General features: G+C 54.8%; 18 protein-coding genes. 11 read left to right on the forward strand and 7 right to left on the reverse strand.

Annotation, left to right across the window (positions count from 1 at the left end; genetic code table 11):
• The first annotated feature begins 114 nt into the window (after nucleotides 1–114).
• Nucleotides 115–852 (forward strand): methyltransferase family protein, encoded by a 738-nt coding sequence (locus tag BUE18_RS15370; RefSeq protein ID WP_073477049.1) that lies wholly within the window; start codon nucleotides 115–117, stop codon nucleotides 850–852.
• A 2-nt stretch (nucleotides 853–854) separates the two neighbouring features.
• Here the strand turns inward: BUE18_RS15370 and BUE18_RS28515 are convergent, their stop codons facing one another.
• Nucleotides 855–2,753, reverse strand: a complete 1,899-nt coding sequence (locus tag BUE18_RS28515; RefSeq protein ID WP_244549331.1) for a YecA family protein — start codon at nucleotides 2,751–2,753, stop codon at nucleotides 855–857.
• Between the two features lie 385 nt (nucleotides 2,754–3,138).
• On the opposite strand from BUE18_RS28515, the gene BUE18_RS15380 reads away from it, so the two are divergent.
• Nucleotides 3,139–3,738, forward strand: a complete 600-nt coding sequence (locus BUE18_RS15380; protein ID WP_073477051.1) for a TetR/AcrR family transcriptional regulator — start codon at nucleotides 3,139–3,141, stop codon at nucleotides 3,736–3,738.
• 9 nt (nucleotides 3,739–3,747) lie between these two features.
• On the opposite strand, the gene BUE18_RS15385 is transcribed toward BUE18_RS15380, so the two are convergent.
• Both BUE18_RS15385 and BUE18_RS15390 read right to left on the reverse strand, forming a co-directional pair.
• Nucleotides 3,748–4,578 (reverse strand): ion transporter, encoded by an 831-nt coding sequence (locus BUE18_RS15385; RefSeq protein ID WP_073477053.1) that lies wholly within the window; start codon nucleotides 4,576–4,578, stop codon nucleotides 3,748–3,750.
• Nucleotides 4,579–4,629: 51 nt separating this feature from the next.
• Nucleotides 4,630–5,808 (reverse strand): cyclic nucleotide-binding domain-containing protein, encoded by a 1,179-nt coding sequence (locus BUE18_RS15390; protein ID WP_073477055.1) that lies wholly within the window; start codon nucleotides 5,806–5,808, stop codon nucleotides 4,630–4,632.
• A gap of 415 nt (nucleotides 5,809–6,223) precedes the next feature.
• Here BUE18_RS15390 and BUE18_RS15400 point away from each other — a divergent pair, with 415 nt between their 5' ends.
• The 4 genes from BUE18_RS15400 (at nucleotide 6,224) to BUE18_RS15415 (ending at nucleotide 12,797) form a co-directional block, all read left to right on the forward strand.
• Complete coding sequence (locus tag BUE18_RS15400; protein ID WP_170868379.1) at nucleotides 6,224–7,537, forward strand: amidohydrolase family protein; 1,314 nt, start codon at nucleotides 6,224–6,226, stop codon at nucleotides 7,535–7,537.
• Nucleotides 7,538–7,542: 5 nt separating this feature from the next.
• A complete protein-coding gene (locus BUE18_RS15405) occupies nucleotides 7,543–8,556 on the forward strand; it encodes a fumarylacetoacetate hydrolase family protein (protein WP_073477061.1) in 1,014 nt (337 codons plus the stop codon).
• 193 nt (nucleotides 8,557–8,749) lie between these two features.
• Entirely contained in the window at nucleotides 8,750–9,601 is an 852-nt protein-coding gene (locus tag BUE18_RS15410; RefSeq protein ID WP_073477063.1) for a DUF7689 domain-containing protein, read from the forward strand.
• A 187-nt stretch (nucleotides 9,602–9,788) separates the two neighbouring features.
• Nucleotides 9,789–12,797, forward strand: coding sequence for a DEAD/DEAH box helicase (locus tag BUE18_RS15415; RefSeq protein ID WP_073477064.1), 3,009 nt, complete (start codon nucleotides 9,789–9,791; stop codon nucleotides 12,795–12,797).
• 304 nt (nucleotides 12,798–13,101) lie between these two features.
• On the opposite strand, the gene BUE18_RS15425 is transcribed toward BUE18_RS15415, so the two are convergent.
• The gene (locus tag BUE18_RS15425) at nucleotides 13,102–13,386 is read right to left on the reverse strand and encodes an AbrB/MazE/SpoVT family DNA-binding domain-containing protein (protein WP_073477127.1); all 285 of its coding nucleotides are present in this window, start codon (nucleotides 13,384–13,386) and stop codon (nucleotides 13,102–13,104) included.
• A 354-nt stretch (nucleotides 13,387–13,740) separates the two neighbouring features.
• On the opposite strand from BUE18_RS15425, the gene sat reads away from it, so the two are divergent.
• The 3 genes from sat (at nucleotide 13,741) to BUE18_RS15440 (ending at nucleotide 17,123) form a co-directional block, all read left to right on the forward strand.
• On the forward strand, nucleotides 13,741–15,015 hold the full coding sequence (gene sat, locus BUE18_RS15430) for a sulfate adenylyltransferase (RefSeq protein WP_073477067.1): 1,275 nt from the start codon (nucleotides 13,741–13,743) through the stop codon (nucleotides 15,013–15,015).
• Between the two features lie 259 nt (nucleotides 15,016–15,274).
• Nucleotides 15,275–16,468: a (Fe-S)-binding protein gene (locus BUE18_RS15435; RefSeq protein WP_073477069.1), complete on the forward strand. Its 1,194-nt coding sequence runs from the start codon at nucleotides 15,275–15,277 to the stop codon at nucleotides 16,466–16,468.
• Nucleotides 16,469–16,571: 103 nt separating this feature from the next.
• Nucleotides 16,572–17,123: a tetratricopeptide repeat protein gene (locus BUE18_RS15440; protein WP_073477071.1), complete on the forward strand. Its 552-nt coding sequence runs from the start codon at nucleotides 16,572–16,574 to the stop codon at nucleotides 17,121–17,123.
• 642 nt (nucleotides 17,124–17,765) lie between these two features.
• On the opposite strand, the gene BUE18_RS15450 is transcribed toward BUE18_RS15440, so the two are convergent.
• The 3 genes from BUE18_RS15450 to BUE18_RS15465 all read right to left on the reverse strand — a co-directional run bounded on the left by BUE18_RS15450 (nucleotide 17,766) and on the right by BUE18_RS15465 (nucleotide 23,015).
• The gene (locus tag BUE18_RS15450; RefSeq protein ID WP_073477075.1) at nucleotides 17,766–19,637 is read right to left on the reverse strand and encodes an acyl-CoA synthetase; all 1,872 of its coding nucleotides are present in this window, start codon (nucleotides 19,635–19,637) and stop codon (nucleotides 17,766–17,768) included.
• 470 nt (nucleotides 19,638–20,107) lie between these two features.
• Nucleotides 20,108–21,745: an ArnT family glycosyltransferase gene (locus BUE18_RS15460; RefSeq protein ID WP_073477079.1), complete on the reverse strand. Its 1,638-nt coding sequence runs from the start codon at nucleotides 21,743–21,745 to the stop codon at nucleotides 20,108–20,110.
• Between the two features lie 100 nt (nucleotides 21,746–21,845).
• Nucleotides 21,846–23,015: a hypothetical protein gene (locus BUE18_RS15465; protein WP_073477081.1), complete on the reverse strand. Its 1,170-nt coding sequence runs from the start codon at nucleotides 23,013–23,015 to the stop codon at nucleotides 21,846–21,848.
• Nucleotides 23,016–23,514: 499 nt separating this feature from the next.
• On the opposite strand from BUE18_RS15465, the gene BUE18_RS15475 reads away from it, so the two are divergent.
• Both BUE18_RS15475 and BUE18_RS15480 read left to right on the forward strand, forming a co-directional pair.
• A complete protein-coding gene (locus BUE18_RS15475; RefSeq protein ID WP_073477085.1) occupies nucleotides 23,515–24,243 on the forward strand; it encodes a class I SAM-dependent methyltransferase in 729 nt (242 codons plus the stop codon).
• On the forward strand, nucleotides 24,233–25,312 hold the full coding sequence (locus BUE18_RS15480) for a phenyltransferase domain-containing protein (RefSeq protein WP_073477086.1): 1,080 nt from the start codon (nucleotides 24,233–24,235) through the stop codon (nucleotides 25,310–25,312). Before BUE18_RS15475 ends, BUE18_RS15480 begins: the two co-directional genes overlap by 11 nt.

The raw sequence follows: 25,312 nt of genomic DNA on the forward strand, positions 1-25,312 counted from the left end.
ATCACGACGACTGCATGGAGAGCAAGCCCGCGCCCCGCAAAATAAATTGTCCATGTGATCAATTCCTGCTATACCTCGCTATAAAGGATGCAATTTTCACACCAGGAGCGGAGCATGCGAAGTATTGTTTACGGCGGTTTGACCGCCTGGGGCGTCTTGGCCTTCCACCTGCCCCAAATGTGGCTGATGGTTTTCCTGCTTTTTCCCAAAACCGGGCCGGGAACCTGGCGGGATGCGGTTTTCAACGCCCTGATATTCGCCGCCTGGGGCTTGATGCACAGCATCCTGGCGCGGGACTTCTCCCACAGGATCATGGCGAGACTCGTGGGCGAGGATTTTGTTAAGCTGCTTTACGTCTCCATCGCCGGACTGACCCAGTGCGCCTTAATTTTTTTATGGAGGCCGCTGGAAGGGGTGTTCTGGCAGGCGGAAGGGGTTTGGCGCGGGGTGTTGATCGCCGCTTTTCTGGCCGCAGCCGGCGCAGTCTGGGTCACGTCCATTCTATTGGACTACATGGAAGCCTTAGGCGTGCGCGCCGTAATCAGGCGCTGGAAAAGGCAGGAGGCGCCGCCGCCGGCTCTGTCCATGAAAGGCCCCTACGCCCATTGCCGCCACCCGGTGTATTTTTTCACCCTGTTCTTCCTCTGGATCGGACCGGTCATGAACGCAACCCGCCTGGAATTCGCCCTTTTGGGGACGATTTACGTGCTGGCGGGCATGCGCCTGGAAGACAGGGACACGGCCAGAATTCTCGGGGAGGATTACCGGGAGTACCAGAAACACGTGCCTATCCTCATCCCCAGGCTCAAACCCTGGCGGCGGGAAAAAGGCGATCCGGCCGCCGGGATTTAATGCTATTTGTTCAAGCAGCATTTCTTGTATTTTTTGCCGCTCCCGCAGGGGCAAGGGTCGTTCCGGCCCACTTTAGGCGTCTCCCTGCGATAGGTTTCCTGGTCCTGAAACCCCATGAACGGATCATCCGGTTCGTCGTCCAGGTAGTCGTCAGCGAAGTCGACATCGTCGTCTTCAACGTAATCGTCTTCATAACGGTAGTCATCCCCTTCAAAAAATTCGTCATCATCCTCCTCTTCGTAAAAGCCCCCCTCCATGGCTTCTTTTACCAATTTGCCCGCCCAACCGCCTATGGATTTCCTGATTTCAACCAATTCCTCCTTCTCGGGAATGTCCTTTCCATGGAGCGCGGCCAGCGTTTCCAGGCCGTCCGCAACAATTTCATCGAATCCGTCATGAAAAAGATCCTGCAGAAAGGAAATCCCCCTTTCATCCCCGATCATCTTTAGCGTTTGGGCCAGGTCTTCCGCATCTTCGTCATCACCTTCACACTTCTCCCAATTGTCCACGGCGGCGTCAAAGGCTTCGGCGAAGGGAGCATTTTCAAACAGCATGATTTTTTCATGGGGTTCCAGCCATGTACTCTTCAAGACCGCCTCAAACAAAGGCTCCTGGGCGGCAATGGTGAAGCTTCCCAAAACCGTCATGGCGGCGTCCCTTATCATTTCATCGTCCCCGAAATTCTCCATCAAACGCATCAGGGAGGGGATAAACATTTTATTTTTCATCCTGAGCATTAAAGTCAAAGCCCATTTTAATCCTCGAAACGAAGGGCCGCTGTCCACATACTCAGACAAGGCCTGGGGGGCGCCATTGTTAACAAGAGCATTGGCAAGCGCCACAGGCATCCGGTCTTCAACGGCTTCCAGGGCGGACGTCTGGTCCTGGGGGGAGGCGCCCGGGGACAAAGCCTTTTTGATGAGGCCCCGGGCGTAGAATGTCAAAAAGCATGCTGTGGCGCCGCGGGACATGTCCAGAAAAATGCTGTTCTGATGTCCCGGATCGGCCCACCAGAACTCGTGGGAGGCGAAATGCCGCAGGATGGCCGCGGCAACCCGGTCCATCCCATGAATTTCCTCCATTTCCGCGGAGATTTCCTCTCCGGAGTAGCGTTCAGCAACCAGGTTCTCCGCTTCCTCGGCCAGGACGGCGGCATAATTCCGGTATTGTTTGCGCTTAAGGTGAACGGCGGCTTTTTCCAGAAAACCCCGTGAATCTTCAACCCAGGGCGCCATGCGGGACAGGTATTCCATAACTCCGGGAAACTCCTTCCGCAACTGGGGCGCCCGAAAATTCCGGAGCCATTCCAAATAAAGATTGCCATCCACGGAGAGGACAAGGTCCTTCAGAACATGCAAAGGAGACTTGGCGCCGCCCTGTTCCAAGTAAGGATCAAGAACCTCCGCCACATCCTCCGGCCGGCCGAACTTCAGCAATTTCATGCCGACATCGATCTTTTCATACAGGGGAGACTCTTTATAGAGATCCTTCAGCGCCTGGCGGCACTCTTCGATCCCTGTCCCGGCCAGGTAATCCTCCACGGATTCCCTCATGACGCCGTCGTATTCGGAGCCTGAGCGCCAAAGCCGGACAAGATCCGCAGCCACATCTTTGGCGCCCATTTCGATCAGGGCGTCTATTCCTATTTCCTGGTTAAGATCATATTCCGTCCAGATCAGGTCCATGATTTTAGGGGCATATTGAACGGCCTTGGAAGAGCCTAAAAGCCTCATCAGGCTGGGAATCATTTCGTCAGGCGGATTGTCCAGCAGGTTCTCAACCTCCTGCGGGCAGGACTCCGGGTATAAATTGGCTAAATTCTGCAAAGCCCACAATCTGACTAAAAGGTCTTCATGATTCAAGCGGCCAACGTAATCATTTTCCGTCCAAAGAAGCTGCATGGTTTCCTCCTCACTATTCATATTCCTGGGTAAGATAGGGTCCTTTATCAATGACACATCCCCCTTTCGGAGTCAAAAAGAGTCGGCCAATACCTAAAAACCATCCTTGGATTGGCGCCGGCCTCAAAAATCTTTATAAATGGGAACTTTTCCCCCACTGCCGGAAAGGCCATGCAAAGGTTCCTTTCCCTCATGCGCCTTCCATAGGCAATGCATAAATACTGAAAAATATATCATTAAAAAATATTAAATATATCATTTATCAATGAATAAATTCATTATGGAAAAATCTGTTTTCCGGGGGGCGTTCCCATAGCCTAAAAGCAATTCCGGCTTGCATCTCCTTGGCATTAATAATAATATGGCGCGCAGGGAGGATTGAACTATGCCGAAAAAGCGGAAACCCCATGGAAGGGATGAGGTAATGGCCTCGGTTTTGGAAGCCGCTTCGGAGCTGTTTGCCAATAAAGGCGTGGCAGGCGTGTCTGTAAGGGATATTGCGGCCAAGGCGGGAGTGAATCATGGATTGATTCATCGCCATTTTGGCTCCAAGGAAGTACTGCGCCGGCAGACGCAGGAAAAGCTGTCGGCCGATTTAATTGGCGAAATGGGCCCGGGATCAAGTTTTGAAGAAACCATGTCCATGGCTTGGGCGGCCCTGCTGAAGCACGACGCCTATTGGAGGGTGCTCGCCCGCACTCTGCTGGACGGAAAATGGCAGGGGGAAATCCAAAGCGATTTTCCGTTTGTGGACCTGGCTGTGCAAATGGCAAAAAAGGAGCAAGAACAGGGGCGGATCATTGAGGACGCCGACCCCGAAATGATCGTGGCCGGCATCATGGCCATGGCGTTGGGCCTGGAGGTTTTTCAGGATTACATACTCACAGCCGCCAAGCTAACGGACGGAGATCCATTGGAAACCAAGGCGAACATCCTGAATTTTTGGAGAAATCTGATAAAGCTAAAAGAAGAGCCCCCTGAGTGAAACCGCTTTCTATAGCGGAGCGCCGCAGTATTTGCAATATTCAGCATCCGGGTCGTGCCCCTCTTTGCTGCATTGAGGGCACGCCTGAGTGCTGATTTTTTTTTGCCCCGGGCCTTTGACCAGCTCCGCGGAGACAATCCCCGTGGGCACGGCGATGATGGCGTATCCCAAAATCATCACCAGGGCGGCCAGGGCCTGCCCGGGCGCGGTTTTGGGGGAAATGTCCCCGTAGCCGACCGTGGTGAGCGTTACCACAGCCCAATAAATGCTGGCGGGAATGGAGACGAACCCGTTTTTCTCGCCTTCGATCACGTACATGGCCGAGCCCAGGATGACCACCATGGCGGCCACGGCGAATAAAAACACCGTAATCTTGCGTCTGCTGGAAGCCAAAGCGCCCATGAGCACATTGGCCTCCCCCACGTATTGAGCCAGCTTGAGGACCCGAAAGACGCGGAGAAGCCGCAAAACGCGGATGACGGTCAGGTAATGGCTGCCGGGGATGAGAACGCTCAGGTAGGTGGGCAGAATCGCCAACAGATCGACTATTCCGAAAAAGCTGCCGGCGTAGCGCAGGGGCTTGCCCACGCAAATCAGACGCAGGACGTACTCCACGGTAAACAGCACGGTGAAACCCCACTCTAAAACATAAAGCGCCTTGCCGTATTGAACCTGGATGCTGTGAACGGAGTCGGCCATGACCACCAGCACGGAAAGCATGATGCTGATGATGAGAATCACATCAAAGGCTTTTCCGGCCGGGGTGTCGGCTTCAAAAATGATCTCATGGCCTAAGGCGCGAAGGCCGCCGGGCCGCAAATCCTTTTTATAAGTAGTCATGAGAGCTGATGATTGAAAACCGCCCGCGGAATAAACCCGCCCCTCGCCCGGCTATCTTTTCCGGGTCATTTTTTCAAAATCGCAGGCAATCAGGGTGGTCACGGAAACGCAGGCGGCCACGTGGTCCAAAATCGCCCGGATCATGGGGGAAGCCTCATCGTACTCCTGCTGCACAAGCTCCAGATCCAAAGGCGCCAGTTTGACGTCTTCCGTGGCGTACAGGGCCGCGCCCGAAGGCTCGTGCCCGGTGTTTATGCAGGGAATGTTCCCCACGTAATCCCCTTTTTCCAAAAACGCCAAAGGGATTGGGCCTTTTTTGGTCTTGCGCACCACGCAGACTTCGCCTTCTTCGATCAAGTGAGCCTGCTCGTCCGTAGAGCCCTGCTCCATGAGCAGGCGTTTTCCGGCCAGCACTTCCTTGACGTTCAATTGTTTCAGGTGAATGTCCACAACCGTATCCGTGGCTTGACGCAACCTTTTATCCAGACTTACCGCAATGGACCGGAACTTGGGCGTCAAAATGGAAAATTCCGTGTGGATGCGCTGCATGTCCAGCACGCCCAGGGCGACCCGGCCCCTGGCCACCAAAGTGGCGGTTCTGACGCTTTTGGTGCTCATGAGGGAAGAGATGTTGCCGATGAGCGATCCGGGCCCCAAACGGGTGATTGTCACCCCGTCCTTGGGCGTCTGGCGAATAACGTCCGCGTATCCGTCCAGCATCACGCATATCCAGTCCCCGTGCCGCCCCTGGGTCACGATATTCTTTCCGTTGGCGACTTCCTCCTCGTCAAGCACGTAGGAGTAGTTGGAGATAGGCCTTCTGACGACGGGCAGGTTGGAGCCGTCCGTGGTATTTTGGTCGTCTTGAGTGAACGCCTCTTCCGGACCTTTTTTGGCAATCTTTCCGTCGTCCAGCATCCGGGTGCCGTCCAGGATGATTTCCATCATTCCCGCTTTTATCACCCGGGAGGCGGTGACTTTTTCCGTGGAAAAAGTAAAAGTTCCTTCCACCCAGCCAAATAATTCATACAGGGCTTCTATGCCGCTTTTATCTTCAGCCAGGGCGTCAAGGGCCGCGCCTTTGCTAAAATAAACCACCCCCGGCGTCGGAGTGTATGGATTTTTAACCCGTAAAATACCCGAACAAGTATTGGTATGGAGAAGCTGCAGCACATCAGGCAAGGTCAAAAACTCCAGATTGCCGGACAAAGCGCTCGTATCAACAGTCATATCTATATTGCCCCTGTCGGTGGGTTAGTTTAAACAGGTTCGTTTTTAATAATTGAAAAATCGGCCTTCTATCTTCAATAACCCTAACAAATGCACCCCGGATTTGGCAAGCCTTTTGTAATCCGCCTTTCGTGAGGAATTTCACTGGAGCCCCATGAATTTTATCACTATTATTCATAGTTTTTACTTTCCCGGGCAGCAAGGAACTGTCATGCGCACCCTCTTTTCGCCGCTGTTTCGCCCTGCCCCCAATTTTTTCCATGATGGGCCTGAAAACCCAGCCATTGCATTTTCGGCAATTCTGTCGGATACACTAAGGAGTTTTCTCCGGCGGCCTGCAAAGGCCCAAGAAACCCGGCCAATGATCCCGGGGCGGTGCAAAAAACCATGCAGCCTCATGAAGAAAGGCGCCCTCATGACATACGACCTGATTATTGAAAACGGAATTTTGCTTACAGTGGACGCGGACTCCCATATTTATGAAGACGGTCTAATTTGCGTCGCCGGCGGCGAAATCATGTTCGCCGGCCCCAGGGAAAAGGCTCCGGAAGGCAAGGACGCCCGGCAAGTCCTTGACGCCGGCGGCGGAATCATCATGCCGGGCCTCGTAAACTCGCACACCCACGTTCCCATGAGCATCTTCCGGGGGCTGGCCGACGACCTGCCCCTGGAAACATGGCTGAACGAACACATATTCCCGGCGGAAGCCGCGCACATCAACCCTCAAACGGTCCGAATCGGGACCCTGCTTTCCTGCGCGGAAATGCTGCTTTCAGGAACCACCTGCTTCTGCGACGGCTATTTTTACGAAGACGCCGTGGCTCAGGCTGCGTCGGAGACCGGCCTCCGCGCCGTCCTGGCCCACGGAATCATAGACTTCCCGGCGCCCGGCGTTCCCGACCCCAGCCAAAACGTGCAGGCCTCGGTCAGCTACGCAAAGGAATGGAAAGGAAAAACGCCGCTTATCACGCCGTCCATCTTTTGCCACTCGGCCTATACCTGTTCGGCGGAAACCATTCAAAACGCCAAAAAGGAGGCCGCCGCCCTGGGCGTGCTCCTTCAAATCCACGCGGCCGAGTCCAAATTTGAGCACACGCAAAGCATGGAGCGGCACGGCCTTTCTCCGGTCCAATATTTGGACGGGCTGGGCGTCCTGGATCAAAACACCCTTCTGGTGCACGGCGTATGGGTGGACGACAAGGACATGGAAATCCTCTCTCAAAAAAAAGCCGCCGTGTCCGTGACCACGCACAGCGAAATGAAGCTGGCTTCGGGCGTGGCGCCCATCCCAGCCTACTTGCGCGCCGGAGTAAGGGTGGGCCTGGGTACGGACGGTCCGGCGTCCAACAACAACCACGATATGTTCGGCGAAACGGGCCTGACCGCCAAAATCCATAAGGCCCTGGATCTGGACCCCACGGAACTGGATGCAGCGACCGCCATCGCCCTGGCCTCCAGGATGTCGGCCGACGCCATCGGCCTGGGAGCTGTGACGGGCTCCCTGGAAAAGGGAAAAAGAGCGGACATCATTGTCATTGACCTGAACGCGCCCAATATGACGCCCATGTATCACCCGGACTCGGCGGTGGTCTATGCGGCTTCGGCGGACAATGTCAAGCACGTGTTCGTCGACGGCCGGCAGTTGGTTGAAGACGGACGCCTGACCGGCATGGACATAGGGCAAATCATGCATGAAGTGCGGGGTCTTGCAAAAATAATTGGGGGGTAAACAATATGAAACTATCCAGTTTTCAAGTAGACGCGGAATCCCGCCCCAAAATCCGCTTTGGGGCCTTGATGAAAAATGGAACAACCCTGGTCAGCTTCGCCGACGCAGCTCAGGCCCTGGACGGGAAAAAGCCCCGGGCTCTGGCCAATGCCCTGGCGTTTTTGGAAGGGGGCCCAAAGGCAAAGGAGCAGGCGTCAGACATTCTGGAAAGAGCGGAAAAGGAAAAACCAAGCGGAACCTGCTTTCCTGTGGACTCCGTCAGCCTGCTGGCGCCCGTCCCCAGGCCCGTGTCCATCCGGGATTGCCTGGCCTTTGAAAAACACCTGAACCAGAGCGCCCAGACCGTCATCAAGTGGCGCTCCCCGGCTTTGGCCGCGGCGAACCGGCTATTCGCCAAATATAAGGGAAGCCCTTTAATCAAGCCGCCCAAAATCTGGTACAAATTTCCGGTTTATTATACCGGCAACCCCATGTGCATGGTGGGGCCGGATCATGACATCCAGTGGCCGTCCTACTCCAAAAAACTGGATTACGAACTGGAGATGGGAATCTACATCGGCAAACAGGGAAAAAACATCCCAAGGGATGAGGCGGCCTCTTACATCGCTGGATACACCATATTCAACGACTTCTCGGCCAGGGACATGCAAATGCGGGAGATGGCAGGCAGGCTGGGACCGGCAAAAGGCAAGAATTTCGATACATCCTACGTCACCGGCCCCTGGCTGGTCACCCCGGACGAAATTCCCAATCCCTACAACCTGACCATGATCGCCCGGGTTAACGGCGAGGAATGGTCCCGGGGCAATTCAGGCGAGATGTATCATAAATTTGAAGACATGATCCGCCACATATCCCAGGACGAAACCCTCTACCCCGGAGAGTTGATCGGCTCCGGCACCGTGGGCGGAGGCTGCGGCCTGGAGCTGGACCGCTGGCTTTCCCCCGGCGACGTGGTGGAACTGGAAATTGAAGGCCTGGGCGTTTTGAAAAACCGCATCGTTCGACCCGCTGACTGAGTCTCTCCACGATAATTCTCCTCCTTTCTTCGGCCGAAATAAGTCTTGACCAAAATGTGTAGTATGTAGTAATCAATAAATAACCATCCAACAATTCCCCAAAAGCCAAGGAGGTGATGCCGCCCTGCGCCAGGACCAAGGCCGTTTGCCTTACTTTTCCGCTCATGACCCTACAAACTACAAGGAGAAAACCATGGACAGAGAGATGACCCCGTCTGAAAAGGCGGAATACAAAAGACACTTTCCCAACCTGGACGTAGACAGAGCCCGGGTTACGGACAACGCCACCGGCGTTTACAACTGCATTGCCTGGACCGTGGATGTGGATTGGGATTGGTTATGGCCCGGGTCCACCATCAATGAATTTGACGTGTTTTATCAAGGCTATGGCTTCGTGCGTCAAAATTCCGGCCCCGTGGCGGTTTGGGCGCTTAACGGCGACTACAACCAGATGACCCACGGATGCATATCCGGCCCTGGACACGGCCCGCGGTGGGAGTCCAAGTGCGGTGCAGGCCTTCGAATCCAGCATGGGCTGACGGAGTTGGAAGGGGCGATTTATGGACAGGTGATCGCGTATTATGCTAAATCAAGGGATTCCCGCGTGTTGGATAAAGCCGCCATGCTGAAAGACGAGGTGAGGAAAAGCAAGGAGGTGGGCGCCATGCTGCTGGACGAGTACCAGAAAAAAGCACTGGATGGTTTGAAGGAGGCTATCCCCAAGGACACGGTGGAGGCCTTTGAAAACCGCTTTAGCGCCTGGAAGGAGACCTGGAAATCCGGCCACCGGATATTGCTCTCCGACACCAGTTACGTCAGGCACAGCGATGAATTCGTTGAATTGGCCGGCATGGGCAAGGAAATAATGCCTCTGCTGATTGAGAAACTTGTGGAACCCGACAATTTTCGGGCTTTGCACCTTTATGACGCCTTGCAGACGGATAAATTCCTGAAAGTACCGGTCGGCGGCAGCGAGGAAGTCATCCTGAAAGGAGAGCGTTTCAGGGCCGAGGAAGTGGTCAAGCTGTTCCTTTCCAACACTTAGCCCCTTTTCTGCTGCGCCTCCTCTGTGGTCAAGCGGAGGCGCAGGTTCGTTCCTTTCCCTGGCGGCGCCATAAACCCACGCTCAACATGCCCTTGCTGTACGCCTTGCCCCGTGCTAAAACCTTTTTGGTCAAACAATTTACAACGGATAATCAGCAATTACTTATAGAACCAAGACCTCGCAAACAATGCCCCCAAAACCCGACAAAGTGGCGGAGTACATTAACGCCCTCAAAGCCTCCTCGCGCATGGCCGATCAGGTGGTGACCCACCGGTCTTTTCCCAAATCCAGGGCGCAGTACGGCCACCCCGAGGCGCCGTGGCCGGACCCCATATGCGGAATCCTTCAAGAGGCGGGCGTCAAAAAGCTGTTCAAGCATCAGGTGCAGGCCATTGACCTGATCCGGAGGGGCGAAAATATTGTGGCGGCCACGCCCACGGCCAGCGGCAAAACCTTTATGTACAACCTGCCCGTGCTTGAGGCTTTGGCGCAGGATCCCGGCGCTCATGCCCTGTACATGTTTCCGTTAAAAGCCCTGACCCAGGACCAGATCAAGACCTTCCGCAAGCTGGCTGCGAGCATGGAAAACGGGCCCACGGCCGAAATCTACGACGGAGACACCACGTCTTACCGGCGCCGTAAAATCAAGGAGGCGCCGCCCAACGCCATATTTACCAACCCGGAAATGCTGCATTTGGGTTTTTTGCCCTATCATCACAATTGGGAGGGTTTTTTCGGCAAGCTGAAATATATTGTCGTGGATGAGGTCCATACTTACCGGGGCGTCATGGGCTCCCACATGGCCTGGGTCTTTGCACGGCTTTTGCGGGTGTGCCGCTATTACGGCTCCGACCCCCAATTCGTGATGTGTTCGGCCACCATCGCCAATCCCCGTGATCTGGCGTGCAGGCTCACCGGCCGGGATTTTAAGCTGGTGGAAAAAAGTACGGCCCCCCGAGGCGCACGCCACGTGGTGTTCATGAATCCCCAGACAGGCCCGGCCCAGACGGCCATCATGCTTCTTAAGGCGGCCCTGGCAAGGGGGCTTCGCACCATTGTCTACACCCAATCGCGCAAAATGACCGAGCTAATCTCCATGTGGGCGTCCGAGCGGGCCGGGGAGTTCAAAGACAAAATCAGCGCCTACCGGGCCGGATATCTTCCGGAGGAGAGGCGCGAAATCGAAACAAAACTGGCCAGCGGCGAACTGCTGGCCGTGGTTTCCACCAGCGCCCTGGAACTGGGGATAGACATAGGCGCCCTGGACCTGTGCATCCTGGTGGGATATCCCGGCACGGTCATGGCCACCTGGCAGCGGAGCGGACGCGTGGGCCGGGATTTGTCCGAGTCGGCCATGGTGCTCATCGCCGGGGAGGACGCCCTGGACCAATATTTCATGCGCAACCCGGAGGATTTTTTCTCCCGCAGTGTGGAAAACGCGGTCATCAATCCCCTGAACCCGGTCATCAGCGCCAGGCATATTGAGTGCGCCGCCGCAGAGCTTCCCCTGAACCTGGACGACCCCATTCTCCAATCCGGCGCATTGGAAAAGACTATTTTCGGCCTGGAGCAGGAAGGCAAGCTGCTAAGGGACGCCAAGGGAAGCCGGCTGTACGCCTCCAAAAAGAAGCCCCAGCGGGACGTGGACCTGCGCGGCTCGGGCAGCCAGTTCACCATCATGGTCGCCGATCCTGAAGACCCGGAAGGCCCCGGCGGCCAGAGCGTGGGCCAGATCGACCTGTTCCGGGCTTTCCGCGAAACCCATCCCGGCGCCATTTACCTGCACCTGGGCAGAACCTACCGGGTGGACGCCCTGGATCTTGCCCGCAGGACCGTGTTTGCAAGGCCCGCCCAGGTGGATTATTACACCCAGGCCAGGGGCGACAAGGACACGGAAATCCTGGAGATCTTCGACGAAAGAACCGTGTGGGGAACCCGGGTGTATTGCGGCAGGCTGAAGGTTACGGACAAGGTGACGGGTTTTGAAAGCAAAAAGGTGCGCACCCGCAAAAGCCTGGGAATCACGCCCCTGGACCTGCCGTCCAACACCTTTGAAACCCAGGGATTATGGTTTGAAATCCCCGGCCATACCCAAAAGGCCGTGGAAGACAAGTTCATGCACTTCATGGGGGGCATCCACGCTATTGAGCATGCGGCCATCGGCATAGCCCCCTTGATCGTCATGGCCGACCGCAACGACCTGGGGGGCATTTCCACCCCCTTTCACCCCCAAATGGGAGGCCCGGCGGTTTTCATCTACGACGGCGTGCCCGGCGGCGTAGGGCTTTCCCTCATCGCCTTTAAAAAAGCCCTGGAGTTGTTCGCCAAAACCATGCAGGCCATCAAGTCCTGCCCCTGCGAAACGGGTTGCCCCAGTTGCGTGCACTCCCCCAAATGCGGATCCGGCAACCGGCCCATCGACAAGGAAGCATCTCTTTTTATATTGGAGTCCATCAGAGGCGCCAAGCCGGAAAAACGGAAAAGAATCGTTCTTAATAAACCTGAAGAGGCGAACAAGGCGGCTGAGCAGGCCCCGCCCCCGGAAAAACCGGCCATAAATATACAATCATCTGAAAACAAAGGTGTTGACCTGGGGCAAGCCTACGCCGCCGCCATTGACGCATTCATCCAACCGGAAAAAGAGCATAACCCCTTCAAGCCCCTGGAAAATTATGGAGTTCTGGACATAGAAACCCGGCGCAGCGCCGCGGAAGTGGGGGGATGGGGCAACGCCTACCGCATGGGAGTCAGCTGCTCCGTGCTTTACGACTCCCGGGATGACAAATTCCACGAATACTTTCAGGACGACACCGACGCCCTGGCCCAACACCTGACCCAGCTGGATTTGGTGGTGGGGTTTAATATTATAAGGTTCGACTACCAGGTGCTTTCGGCGCACACGGCCTTTGATTTTTCCGCCATCCCCACCCTGGACATGCTCCAGAAAATCTACGGCGTCTTGGGATACCGCATTTCCCTGGATAAACTGGCCCAGCACACCCTTGGAACGCAAAAGACCGCGGACGGCCTCCAAGCCTTAAAGTGGTGGAAGCAGGGAAAAATGGACAAGATCCTGAAATACTGCCGGGCCGACGTGGCCATTACCCGGGACTTGTTCCTATACGGCCGGGAGCACGGCCATCTTTTGTTCCAAAACAAAGCCAAAAAGGTGGTCCGGGTTCCGGTCAAGTGGTGAAAATGCAGTTTGGCTATCGAACAGCAAATTAAATCAATAAGGTTTAATGGTTACGGCTTTTCCAAAATGTCGTGGGCTCCAATATTTCTCAAGGTATAGACGTCTTCGTCGAGCTGAAATGTGAATCGATAGGATTTGGTTGCCCGAGCTTCCCAGATGTCTGGAACGCCCTGCATTTTCTTCATATTTAAAGAGGGGTGATTGGGGGCGGAAAGCAAGAGCCCCAACGGTTTGTCCGTTGCTTCCCGTATCTGCCGGGGCAGCTTTTTATATGCTTTGACGAATCTGTTTGTGAAGCTCAGCTTCATTCTTTGGCGTCTTTGAGAGCTTTTAGAGCATCGTCAATGTTGTCAAATGGGCCGGTCACGTTTCCTTCGGAAATATCCCGATCCGCTTCCGCCTCGCCCCTCTGCCACTCTTTGGTGTAAAACCAGGAATCTTCGGCATTGATAATCTTGGCGGGTTTGAGCACAACCCGCCCCTCCTCCAGTTCGGCATTCACAAAATCCCCGACCTTCAGCCCCAACGCTTTCCGGATTCGGGCGGGCAGGGTGACAGAGCCGTTGCTGGTGATTTTTATGGTCGTCATTTTCATAACCTCGTAATATATGAATTCCTTAATTTCATAACAGTACAATTTAGAAATTTGTCAAGCTATCCAGATCGGCTAACATGGGTCGGGTATGTTGAATAATTGTTCAAGACGTCCCTTGGCTGGACTGGCCAGGATCGTTGGGGAACAAATCGAAAAATGCTTAATTTCAGGCAATTATATTTGAGGCCATCATCATTTATTCTGGTTTGAGGGTTTCTCTTGACAAGTGTGCGCTTTGCATAATAAGGTGCTGTGTCTTTTTTCACATGCTCTATAAGGACCTGGTGAGAAAGCTCCGCAGGGCCGCGGGGCTGGTTTTTACAATAAAAAGCAAAAGGAGATCAACACATGTCGAATCTTATTCCCCCCCATGGCGGCAAAGGTCTAGTATGCTGCCTCCTGGAAGGCGCAGAACTCGAAGCTGAAAAGAAAAAGGCCGAAGGCCTGCCCAAGCTGAACATCAGCTCCCGTGCAAAGGGCGACCTGATCATGATGGGCATCGGCGGGTTCTCCCCCCTGGACGGCTTCATGACCAAAGCTGACTGGAAGGGCGTTTGCGAAAACTTTCTGATGGCCGATGGCACCTTCTGGCCCATCCCCGTTACCTTGGATGCTTCCGCTGACGACGCCGCCAAGATCAACGTGGGCGATGAAATCGCTCTGTACTATCCCAAACGGGATGAGATCATGGCCACCATGAAGGTCACCGAAAAATACGAAATGACCGAAGAAGACAAAAAGTTCGAGTGCGAAAAAGTCTTCATGGGCGAAGGCACCCCGACTGCGGAGGAATTCTGGAAGATCGCCAAGGATGATCATCCGGGCGTCCAGATGGTTATGCAACAGGGCGAATTCAACCTGGCCGGTCCCGTCAAGGTTCTGTCCGAAGCTGAATACCCCACGGAATATCCTGGAATCTATCAGCGTCCCGCAGAGTCCCGCGCCATCTTCGAGGAAAGAGGCTGGAAAGAAATCGCTGCCATGCAGCTTCGCAACCCCATGCACCGCTCCCACGAGTACCTCTGCAAGATCGCAGTGGAAGTGTGCGACGGCTGCTTCATCCACTCCCTCATCGGCAACCTGAAGCCCGGCGACATTCCGGCTGACGTCCGCGTCAAGTGCATCGACGCGCTGGTGAAGAATTACTTCGTGGAAGACAAAGTGGTTCAGGGCGGTTACCCCCTGGATATGCGTTACGCCGGCCCCCGCGAAGGCCTGCTGCACGCCACCTTCCGTCAAAACTACGGCTGCTCCCGTATGATCATCGGCCGCGACCACGCCGGCGTCGGCGATTTCTACGGCATGTTCGAAGCCCAGACCATCTTCGACAAAATCCCTTGCCCCACCGAAGAAGGCAAGGCTCTGCTCTGCACGCCTCTGAAGATTGACTGGACCTTCTACTGCTACAAGTGCGACGGCATGGCTTCCCTCCGGACCTGCCCCCACGACAAAGCCGACCGCGTGCTCCTGTCCGGCACCATGCTCCGCAAAATGCTGTCCGAAGGCGGAGAGCTTCCGGATCACTTCGGCCGCGACGAAGTTGTGGCTATCCTTCGCGAGTACTACGAAGGCCTCACCGAGAAGGTGGAAGTCAAGCTGCACGGCGCCGCAACCGGCAACTAGAAGTAAATCCTCCGGGATTCATTCCGGTTGAGTATTTGAGGGGAGTCCATTGGGGCTCCCCTCTTTTTTTGACCAAAGCGCCTCCTTTCCCATATCTCTCTGTAAAAAGTAAAATCCTCTCTTTAATTACTAGTTACTTAATGCTATACAAGTAATGTTGAACTTAACGATCGTGGAATTCCTGGCGGAAATTCCTTGAACCTTGTCTTCAAACCTTGGCCTTTATCCATCATCACGCTTGACTACGGAGGGGGATGTCATGAGCTTTATGGATTGCTGCGACTGGACCAAATGCACCCAATGCGGAACCTGTTTGAATAACTGCCCGGTTCTTAAACTGGATAACAAGGAAGGGGGAGAAACCATCCTTCACATGATTGAGGGGGGGCTGCCTGATTCCATCTTAAACCAATGCACTTTGTGCATGAGTTGCAACTCGTTTTGCCCGGAAGGCTTGAGGCCTTACGAACTCATCCTTCAACGGGTTTCCGAACAGCCCAAAAGAAAAGACGCCCTGCCCGGTCTGGTTCCTTATTTCCTCATGGGAACTCCCGGCCCGGTGTTTTTTCCCGACTTGTACGCCATGCAGAACCAGGAGGAAAAGGCCGTCCTGGACAAATGGGGCGAATTTCCCGAACCGTCGGACGAACTTTTGTGGATCGGCTGCATAGGCCGCCTGTTTTGCAAGGACTTGGAGAATTCCAAGGTCCTGGCCTCCCTGCCCAAGTTCAGCCCGGCGGACCTTTGCTGCGGAGAGCTTCACTACCGCACAGGCCAGTGGGACGCTTTCATGGAAAATACGGACAAGGTGTTTTCCGTGCTCAGCAAGGTGGAAACCAAACGGCTGGTTTGCTACTGCGGCTCCTGCTGCACCTTTCTGGGGACTATTCTGCCCGAGGTCGCGGGTAAAAAATTGCCTTATGAGGTGATATCCCTCTACCAATGGCTGCTGGAAAAACATCAGGCCGGGGAGTTGGAGTTGAAAAAGCCCCTGGGCTATGCAGCCGCAGTGCATGAATCCTGCTACGCCACGGAGCTGGGGGACGGATTTCAGCAAACCCTCAGGGACGTATATCAGGCGGCCGGGTGCCAGGTTGTGGAAATGGAGCACACGGGCGCCAGCGCCCTGACTTGCGGCGCGGCCAGCGTGGCCCGGGATTTTGACCTGGCCTCCGTGGTGAAGGTGCAGGCCAAAAGGCTTAAGGAAGTCAAAGAGGCCGGAACCCGGAATATGGCGCTCAACTGCCCCGGCTGTTATCTGACCCTGGCGCCCCACAGCTGGGTCAAGCGGGTGCGGCTGAAATACATGCCCGAGGAACTGCTCAAGGCCTTTGGCGACGAGATTTCCGCGCCCATCTCCCGGCTGATGCCCCGGGTCATCTATACTCTGGGCAAACGCGCGCCCCTCGCCTGGAAGAAGGCCGACCCCAAAACCATGCGGATTGTTAGTTGATTCGTCGGGGCGAGTTTCCGATCTGTTTTGATAAACGGCGAAAAATCTGCTAAAAACGCTGAGGCCTTACTCGTCACTTGGAAAATCAATACGGAAGATCGCCATGGGTGGAAAATTGGATTTTCGGGGGTGGTTTGCAAGAAACGCTTTCTTGATACTGTTCTGCCTGATTATGGCCGGGGGAATGGCCTACTTGTTCTGGCCTGAATCCCGCAGCGCGGAAGACCATCTGGAAGACCTGGAGAAAAAAGCCAACTACGCTTATACGGTGGGCAACTACGATCAGGCGGAGTCCCTGTGCCGGGAATTTTTGTCCGAATCGGAAAAAGCCTACGGGCTTTTTCACCCCAACGTGGCCTTCGCCCTCAACAACCTGGCCCTGGTGCTCCAGGCCAAAAATCGTCCCGAGGAGGCCCTGCCCTTGCTGCAACGCTCCCTGGCCATTAATGAGACGGCATGGGGCCCCAATCATAGGGACGTGGTGAAATCCCTTTGCAACCTGGCCTTATTAATGGAATCCATGGAAAACAACCAGGAGGCCGCCAGATTGTTCGGAAAGGCCGCCGCCTCGGCTAAGGCCGGCCTTCCTCCCTCGGATCCGCTTATACCCTACATCCAAGACAATTTGGATCGTTTGAATGAATCCGATTCCTAAAAAAGGTAAGGCCGGATCGTCACCTGATGTGACGATCCGGCCCTTGCGCAAGACCACCGGCTAACTAACCCCCCTTTTCTTGGATTTGTCCCCCCAGATCAAACCCGTGTACGGCTCGCCGGAGCCTCGGCCATAGGAAACCGGGCTCCTTGTTATGCCGCTGATTGTTACGCCGGATGTCCCCCTTACTTTGCATCCAGGCGGGTCGCGCAAAAAAGTGCACCCCTACTACGATTAAATCACCCTACCATGATACTGAAGATTCCTTCATAACCGACGGACGGGAGTGTTTTTCGCGTCCATCTGGCCTTCTATATATAGCTAATTCCGTGCCAAAAATTAACTGCCTGAAAACATGATATTTCCGTTTGGCGAAGTAAATTTAACAAGGGTAGAAACCGGACTAATGGGGAAAGAATGCCTCACAGGAAGGCATTGCGAGGCATTGTGTCCGGGTAAATACATCGCAGCGCGGCAAGCTCTGCTGGGAAAAATCTATCATGGAGCAAGGGCTCAAATTCCAGGGAGTTTAGGGGAAAGGCTGTGCGAAAGGCGGGCTGAAAGGTGCTGCAAAAAAAACAACCCCGCCCTTCCCTTGAAGATGCGGAAAGGCGGGGCTGTATATTTTTTTGAAGGCGGAAGCTATTCCACGGTCACTTCATGGTACACGGTGTAGCGGGCCAGGATTTCAGAGACCTTGTCCTTGATGGCCTGGGCGTCCTGTCCTGAGGCGGCCTTCACTTTGATTTCCGCGATGGTGCCGTGCACTTTATGCTCGCCCACGGCGACTTCCACGGAATCAGCCAAATCGCCGAGCGCTTCCAGTTCTTTTTCGTACATGCGCTTGGTGGCGTCCCAACGCAGGGCGGGCTTGAATATCTTTCCCACCGGAGTGAGGGGGATTTCAGGCGTGATGACGATTTCCTTGGGCACCGCGGCCTTTTCGCCCACATGCTCCTTGGCCCAGGCCATGACCTGTTCTTCGGTGAGGCCGGAGTTTTCCGCCACTTCCACGTAAGCCACGGGCACTTCGCCGGCATGGGCGTCGGGGCGGCCGACGGCCGCGACCATCTTGACGGAGGGCATCTTGTACAGGGGCTCTTCGATCATTGCCGGGTCGATGTTGTGTCCGCCGCGGATGATGAGTTCCTTTTTGCGGCCTGTCAACCAGCAGTAGCCGTCCGCATCCAGGCGGCCCATGTCGCCGGTGTTGAACCAGCCGCCGGGAACCCAGATATTCTTGTTATGGGCGTCTTCCACGTATCCCTTGAAGACATTGGGGCCCTTGATGCATACATTGCCGATCTCGCCCACTTCGCAGTCGCGGACGTATTCGCCGTCGTCGTTGCATTCCACAACCTTGATGCGCTGGAACGGCATGGGCAGGCCGATGCTGCCGATCTTGCGTTCACCGTCCTTGGGGTTCATGCAGGAAGCCACGGCGCCTTCGGTGAGGCCGTAGCCTTCCAGGATCTTCATGCCCGTGTGCTCTTCAAAGCGGCGGAAAAGCTCCACGGAAAGGGGCGCCGCGCCGCAGACCACGAATTCCAGGGACGAAATGTCCGCCCCGTTCAATGGGATGTCCAAAAGCACGGACAAAACCGTGGGAACCGCGGAGAACAGGGCGGGCCTGTATTTTTCCACGATCTTATAAAAATTCATCATGATGGAGGGGTCGCGGTATCCCATGGGGGACAGAATGACCACCCGGGAGCCCGTTGAGAAGGGCGCCAATCCGGTCACGATGGTTCCGTTGCAATGGAAAAGCGGCAGGCCGCACATGAGGGTGTGCTCCGGCTTGGAGCCGGCCATGACCTGAATCATCCAGGCCATCACCACTTCGTTGTAATGGGTGCGTTTGGCCAGCTTGGGCGTGCCCGTGGTGCCGCCGGTATGGTACAGGGAGGCGATGTCCTCCTTGTCGATTTCGCGATCGAAAATCAGCTTGTCAGAAGGATATTGTTCGATTTTCTCCTCAAAGCTGTATATTTTTTCCGCCTCGTCCGTGGGGCCCATCACCCGGATCACATATTCCAGGGTGGGGATGTCCTTGCGGATCTGATCCACTTTTTCCCAGATGTCCACGCCGGGCATTTCGCCCATGCACACCATGACCTTGGTCTTGGCCGCTGTGCAGATATCCTTGATGGTGGCTGCTTCCAGAAGGGGGTTGATGGGGTTGGCGATGCCGGCCGTTTCCGCGCCCCACAGGGTGTAGTGGGTCTGGGGAAGGCTGGGCAGAATATAGGTGACTACGTCCTCCGGCCCGATTCCCAGGTCATGAAACATGTTGGCGGCCTGACGAATTTTTCCGATGAACTGCGCGTAGGTAATCTCAATGGGATTCTCGTACGTATCGCCGTTCATGAGGAAGGCCATCGCCGTTGCGTCCGGATTAATGGCGGCGCCGCGCTCCAGGAGTTCGTAGGTGCTTTTTTCCGTTACCCTCTCTTGGTAGGGGACGTCCTCTAACGCCCTGATGTCATCCAGCCCCCTGATGAGAAGTTCTTCCATGGTGATTCTCCTTTCTACTTCTTGTCTCCCGTGAAAAAAATAAAAGCGCACCCTCGGCGTCCGGTCCCAAAACCGCTTCCCGGCCGCCTTTCCCCCGCAGCTTCAATCCAGAAATGAGGTCTCCCAAAACAAAGGGATAACACTGTTCTAATTTGTCACAACCCCATGGGTATTGCAATACTTAAAACAGGAAAAGGCGCCGTCAAATAAGAGCCTGCAGGCCTTGCTGGAAACGAACGTTCGCTACGGCTTGTCTTGCGAATGCAAGGCGCCCAAAAAGATACTTTGGCAGGTTCGAAAACATCATGGCGCCCAAAGCAAAGCCCTGAAATCAAGCAATTTATCCATAAGCAAACGGCCCAAAATACCGGGCGCCGGTTTTGTACGAAAAAAAGGAGGGAAACTGAAGAATACGGGAGTAATATGATCTTAAAAGGCGAAAAGGCCTTGCCGGGCTCGGCAGTCGATGGTTAAGGAGCGGCGCCCTCGGGCGGGGCCGCCATGGGCTTGTTTTGGCGAACCACGGAAAAAACGGCGCCCTGCCTCTGGACAATATACACAACCTGATTTTTAGGAAAGCATGCATGGTTGGAAAACCGGCTGCTTCCCACATAGTAGTCCAAAAAGTCAGGCATATAGGCTTCCGAAGGGCGTTTGTTCACCAGAACAATTTGAATGTGAGGGGCGGCAAAGTATTTGGCGCAGTTTACGGACAAGGGCTCCATGGCGACAAGCACCTTAATGGGTCCGTCTTTCGGGTCTGTGTTGTTATTCAGCCACTCCATACATTCCTTGTAACTGGTCAGCCAATAGTCCGTGTCGTACTTTCCATAGGCTCCCCCCACGCCTCCCGCGACGCCGTTAAAATAGGTCATCTGGTAGGGGTGAAGCTCTATCATATCAACCAAAGGCAGAACCAGCAGCCCGGTTAGGGTGATAACGGCCGCATTTCGGGCTTTGCTCTTCATAACCTGGACAAGCCAGGCCGCGCCTATTCCCGCCAACAAAGCCATTGCCGGGAGTATAAACAGAAAGTGCCTGATGCCGTCATAAATATTCGGATGAGTTGCAATAACGTATCCAATAGGGAACCAGAACCACAGCAAAAGGCAGACATAAAGCAGACTTTCATCATCCCTGAAGGCTTTCAGAACGCCGAAAATACTTGCGGCAACGCCCACGGCCATAAGAATAATAGTCGGCAGAGGGGCGCCGATCAGCAAGTACCAGGGCAGATAGTACCAGGGCAGATCCGGGCTTTGAATCACATTGCCTTGAAATAAGACCAGATAGGGTCTGTTGAACTGGGAAGCCAGCTTGAACGCCTCGATGGGATGCAAAAGCGGGCTTTCATGAGCCCAGGGCCAAAAAGCCACCATAACCAGCCAGGCAATGGCCGATGCGCTGACCAGTTTAAGCCCCAGGGCAACGCCTTTATACGCCAGACCTCCGGCGGCCTCCTCCCGCCAGGGCTTGTTCGCCAAAAAATAAAATCCCCCGACAGGCACTAGAAAGCAGAGGGCCAGCAGTCCGCCGGTCCTGACCGCCAGGGTCAATCCCAGGCAAAGCCCGAAAAACAGGAATTTGAACCATGAAAACCTGCGCCCCCTGAACAGCAGGGCCATGGAGAACATGGTCCAGGCAAAGCCGCAGGCAAAGGGAATGTCTTTGGTGTTTATGAATGCGTGGCCCACGAATCGCGGCATCATAATGAGAGCAAGCGTACTGAATATCAAAACCTTTCGTTCTTTAAAAAGAGCCGCCAAACTCATCATTCCCGCCAGGGCCAACAGCCCGGTTAGAGCGCTGATCAGATGCCGGATTTCAAATCGATGGCCGGGAAAATGGCTGTAAACCGCCGAGGACAGGACTTCCACCAACGGGCCGTAATAATGGGCGTCGTCGCATTGCTTGTAGGCCTGGCTGGTGAAGCCGGAGGTGAAATACTCCAGGACCGCGTCGCCGTAATCCGCCAGGCGGGCGCCGTCCCAGGCGATTCCATAGTCGTCGTGCAGGATGATAACGGCAATAAGGCAGACGGACAAAACCGTTACGAACCAGACGGTTTTGAAGCGTCTTTCATTGCTGGTCTGGATTGTTTCCTGCATGGCGGACCGGTCCCCGTGAAAGAATTGTCGCTTGGCAGTGCATAGCACGGCCAGCGCAGTTAGGCCAGATAAAGATATGTAAGCGGCGGCGGATTAAGGGCTAAAAGCCCATGAGGGAGTATTCGGGCATGCCGAATAATTGGCGGATGCAATAAGCCAGGGTTTCAGGCAAATAACGCCCCCAGATTTTAATGGGGATGTCCTGCAGTTCCACCTTGGGGCTGAGGCCAACGGCCAGCAGGTACTCCATGAGATATTCTATGTTGACCGGAATGTTGCCGAACACCCTTTGATTGCTGCGCTGGGCGAAAATCCGGGTTTCATGCATGCTGCGGCCGATTTCCGACTGAATCATCTCTTCGTAGGTGGTGAAAATCAGGTCGACGTATAAATCCCTGGCGCCGGTTTCTATAAAATCTTCAAAGTCCTGATGAATTCTGTCTCCAGGCAAACCTCTTTGCGCGTACACAGGGCCCTTGCCGTTCTGACGGAATTTTCCGCACAATTCCGGAAAATCCACATCCATCCGAATGACGTAATGGACCGCATTATAGTTCCCGGAGTGGCGCTCTTTCTCCATCACCTCGGCCCCGCCCAATCTTTTAATGGCCTGCTCCAGGCCTTTTTCGCCAAAGCCCAAATCCACAATCTTCAGCCCAAGCACGTCCTTGATGGTCATGGGCTCTTCCGGCAGCATAAGCCCCTTGGTCCTGATTTCCTGCATGACCTGCTTTTCCGCCTGCTCATACAGCTCCTGGGGATCGATGCCGTTGCGCACGCCCTGCTTCTCCCAGGCCTCCATCTGGGCCACCCCTTTGTCCCTGACCATTTCAAAAATCTGCCGCGAAGCGTACCGGTTGGATTTTTCCGCAATGCGCCGGGCCTTTTTAAAACGGCAGGAGCCCAACACATTCATGGCCTCATCATGGAAAACAATCCCGGCCATGGGAGCGCCCACATAGTAAAATTCAGGGGTCTCCGTGTATTTTTCGATCAGGGTTTGTATTCCCAAGGACTGCCTGCGCGCCGAATGGCAAAGAAAATCCTTCAACTCACGCTTGGACTTCACCCTCTGTTCGTGCAGCTTTTTTCCGGTCGCCCCGGTCAATATGCCTTGGGTAAGGCGAAGCAACGCCTCCCAACCGGCAAAACTGTCGTAAGTGATGATTCGGGTGATCTGAAGAGGATCGGTGGGTTTAAAATCGTTGCACAACCAGCGGTTGGTGATCTCAAAAAGTTCGTCTCTATGTAAAAATGCTGACAAATACATATGCGGCCGAGCCTGAAGCTTCCTTTCCCGCGGCGCGAAAAACAAGCGCGCCCATACGTTGTCAATGTACTATGTCATCGTCATTTTTCCAAGCCTTATTGTACGCACGGAATATAAAACCGGCTTAGCAGCCTTTCCCAACAACCTTGCATCGGCATACCCGGCTGCAATCTTTATCTTATGCGGCAAAACCGATGTGCGCCTTGAGATTTATTTCCTTGTTCCCGTCTGTACAGCCGTGCGCTCCCAGCCCTTCTCAAACGTTTTTTTTGCAATTTAATGCAAGTATATTATGTATGATAATGAAAAAGCAGCTTGGGGTCTGGCTTTTCGGCGGGAATCAAGGCGCAGCAGGCCTTAACGAGGGGCATTTTCGGCTTATGGGATGGGGACATAACTCCTTGTAAATGACCGGCGCCCATGATATGAATTACTTTTTTTTTGAAAGAGGGTTGCCGGAGCCCGGCGCAATCGCTCTGAGGGTCGGAAAAAATATCAAGTGCTGACAGTAGACTTTAATAGGCTGAACATCGAACCCGGATCCAGGGTTCTGGACCTGGGCTGCGGCCCGGGGCGCCATTCCTGGGAAGCCTACCGCAGCCCGGACGTGGATGTGGTCGCCGCTGATATTACGTACAATATCGTCGCATGGGCGTTGATCATGCTGCGCAGCATGGTGGACAACCGGGAGAGCGGAGGCGGCGACGCATACGGCGCGGCTGTGGACGCATCCCGTCTGCCCTTTGCAGACAATAGCTTTGATTATGTGATTTGCTCTGAAGTGCTGGAGCACATTCCCGACGATCAAAGCGCTGTCGCGGAAATGGCGCGGGTGTTGAAGCCCGAGGGGACCCTGGTTGTGAGCGTGCCCCTTTATTTGCCGGAAAAAATCTGTTGGGCCTTGGCGGACGAAACCTATCGCCGGATGGCCGGCGGCCATGTCCGCATCTATAAAAAGAAGGAGTTGGAACAAATTTTTGGGGAAGCCGGCTTAAAATGCCAGGCCAGACGCAGAGCCCACGCCTTGCACAGCCCCTTGTGGTGGCTTAGATGCATTGCGGTGCGCAGGGGCAAACCCGGGTTGCTATCCGCCGGTTATGACAAGTTCATCCACTGGCACGTAACCAAACGCCCGGCGCCCACGGTGTTTGCGGAAAACCTCCTGGCCCCGGTAATGGCAAAAAGCATTGTCTATTATTTGAAAAATGAGGGAAAAAATGACGCGTAACGCTTCGCCTAATCCCATATTTGACGCCATAGACGTCCGTTCCATGGCCGAAGCCATTTGCAAATTGCAAAAACCGGACGGAGAAATTCCCTGGTCCGTGGACGGCAAGACGGATCCTTGGGATCACGTGGAGAGCGCCATGGCGCTGGCCGTAGCCGGATATCTGAAGGAAGCCAGGAACGCCTTTGCCTGGTCGGCTTTCACCCAGAACGAAGACGGCAGCTTCTTCCCTTCATACAGAAACGGGCAGCCTGACGAAATGCGCAAGGACCCCAATATGAGCACCTACGTGGCTCTTGGGATTTATCATTATTATTTGATTTCGGGCGACAAGGATTATCTGGCCCAAATGTGGCCCACCATAGAAAAGGCCATCAATTTCGCCGTCAGCCTGCAATCGCCGGAAGGCCCCATATTCTGGAGCCAGGACATGGACGGCAATGTGGACAAGCGGTGCATGCTTACCGGCTCAAGCTCCATTTACATGAGCATCCAAAGCGCCCTGGCCATAGCCAAATGCCTTAACAAGTCCCGTCCTCAATGGGAGTTCGCCCGCCGCAAGCTGGGCAAGGCCATCCGGACAAGGCCGGAACTTTTCGACGAAAGCAAATCGCGTTATTCCATGGACTGGTATTATCCCATCCTGTGCGGCGCCGTTAGCGGCGAGGAGGCGCAGAATCGCATTGACCAATACTGGAACGACTTTGTGGTGGAAAACTGGGGAGTCCGGTGCGTTTCCGACAGGCCGTGGGTCACCATGGCCGAAAGCTCGGAATGCGTCCTGGCCCTGGCCGGCATCGGCATGTTTGAGCAGGCGGAAGCCATTTTCAAGTGGGTTAAAGGCTCCTGCTTTGACAACGGCCTGTACTGGACGGGCATTACGGTTCCCGACTCGGTGATCTGGCCGGAAGAGCAAACCGCCTGGACTACGGCGGCGGTGCTCCTTGCCGCAGACGCTTTATACACCTGGACCCCGGGATCGCATATTTTCTCCCATGAATATTGGAAAGACCACCGGACCCATGCCAAGTCCGGAATCGGTAAACGGGATAAATCTCCCGCGGCGTAA

It is taken from the genome of Desulfatibacillum alkenivorans DSM 16219, from assembly GCF_900142135.1.
GTDB classification, from domain to species: domain Bacteria; phylum Desulfobacterota; class Desulfobacteria; order Desulfobacterales; family Desulfatibacillaceae; genus Desulfatibacillum; species Desulfatibacillum alkenivorans.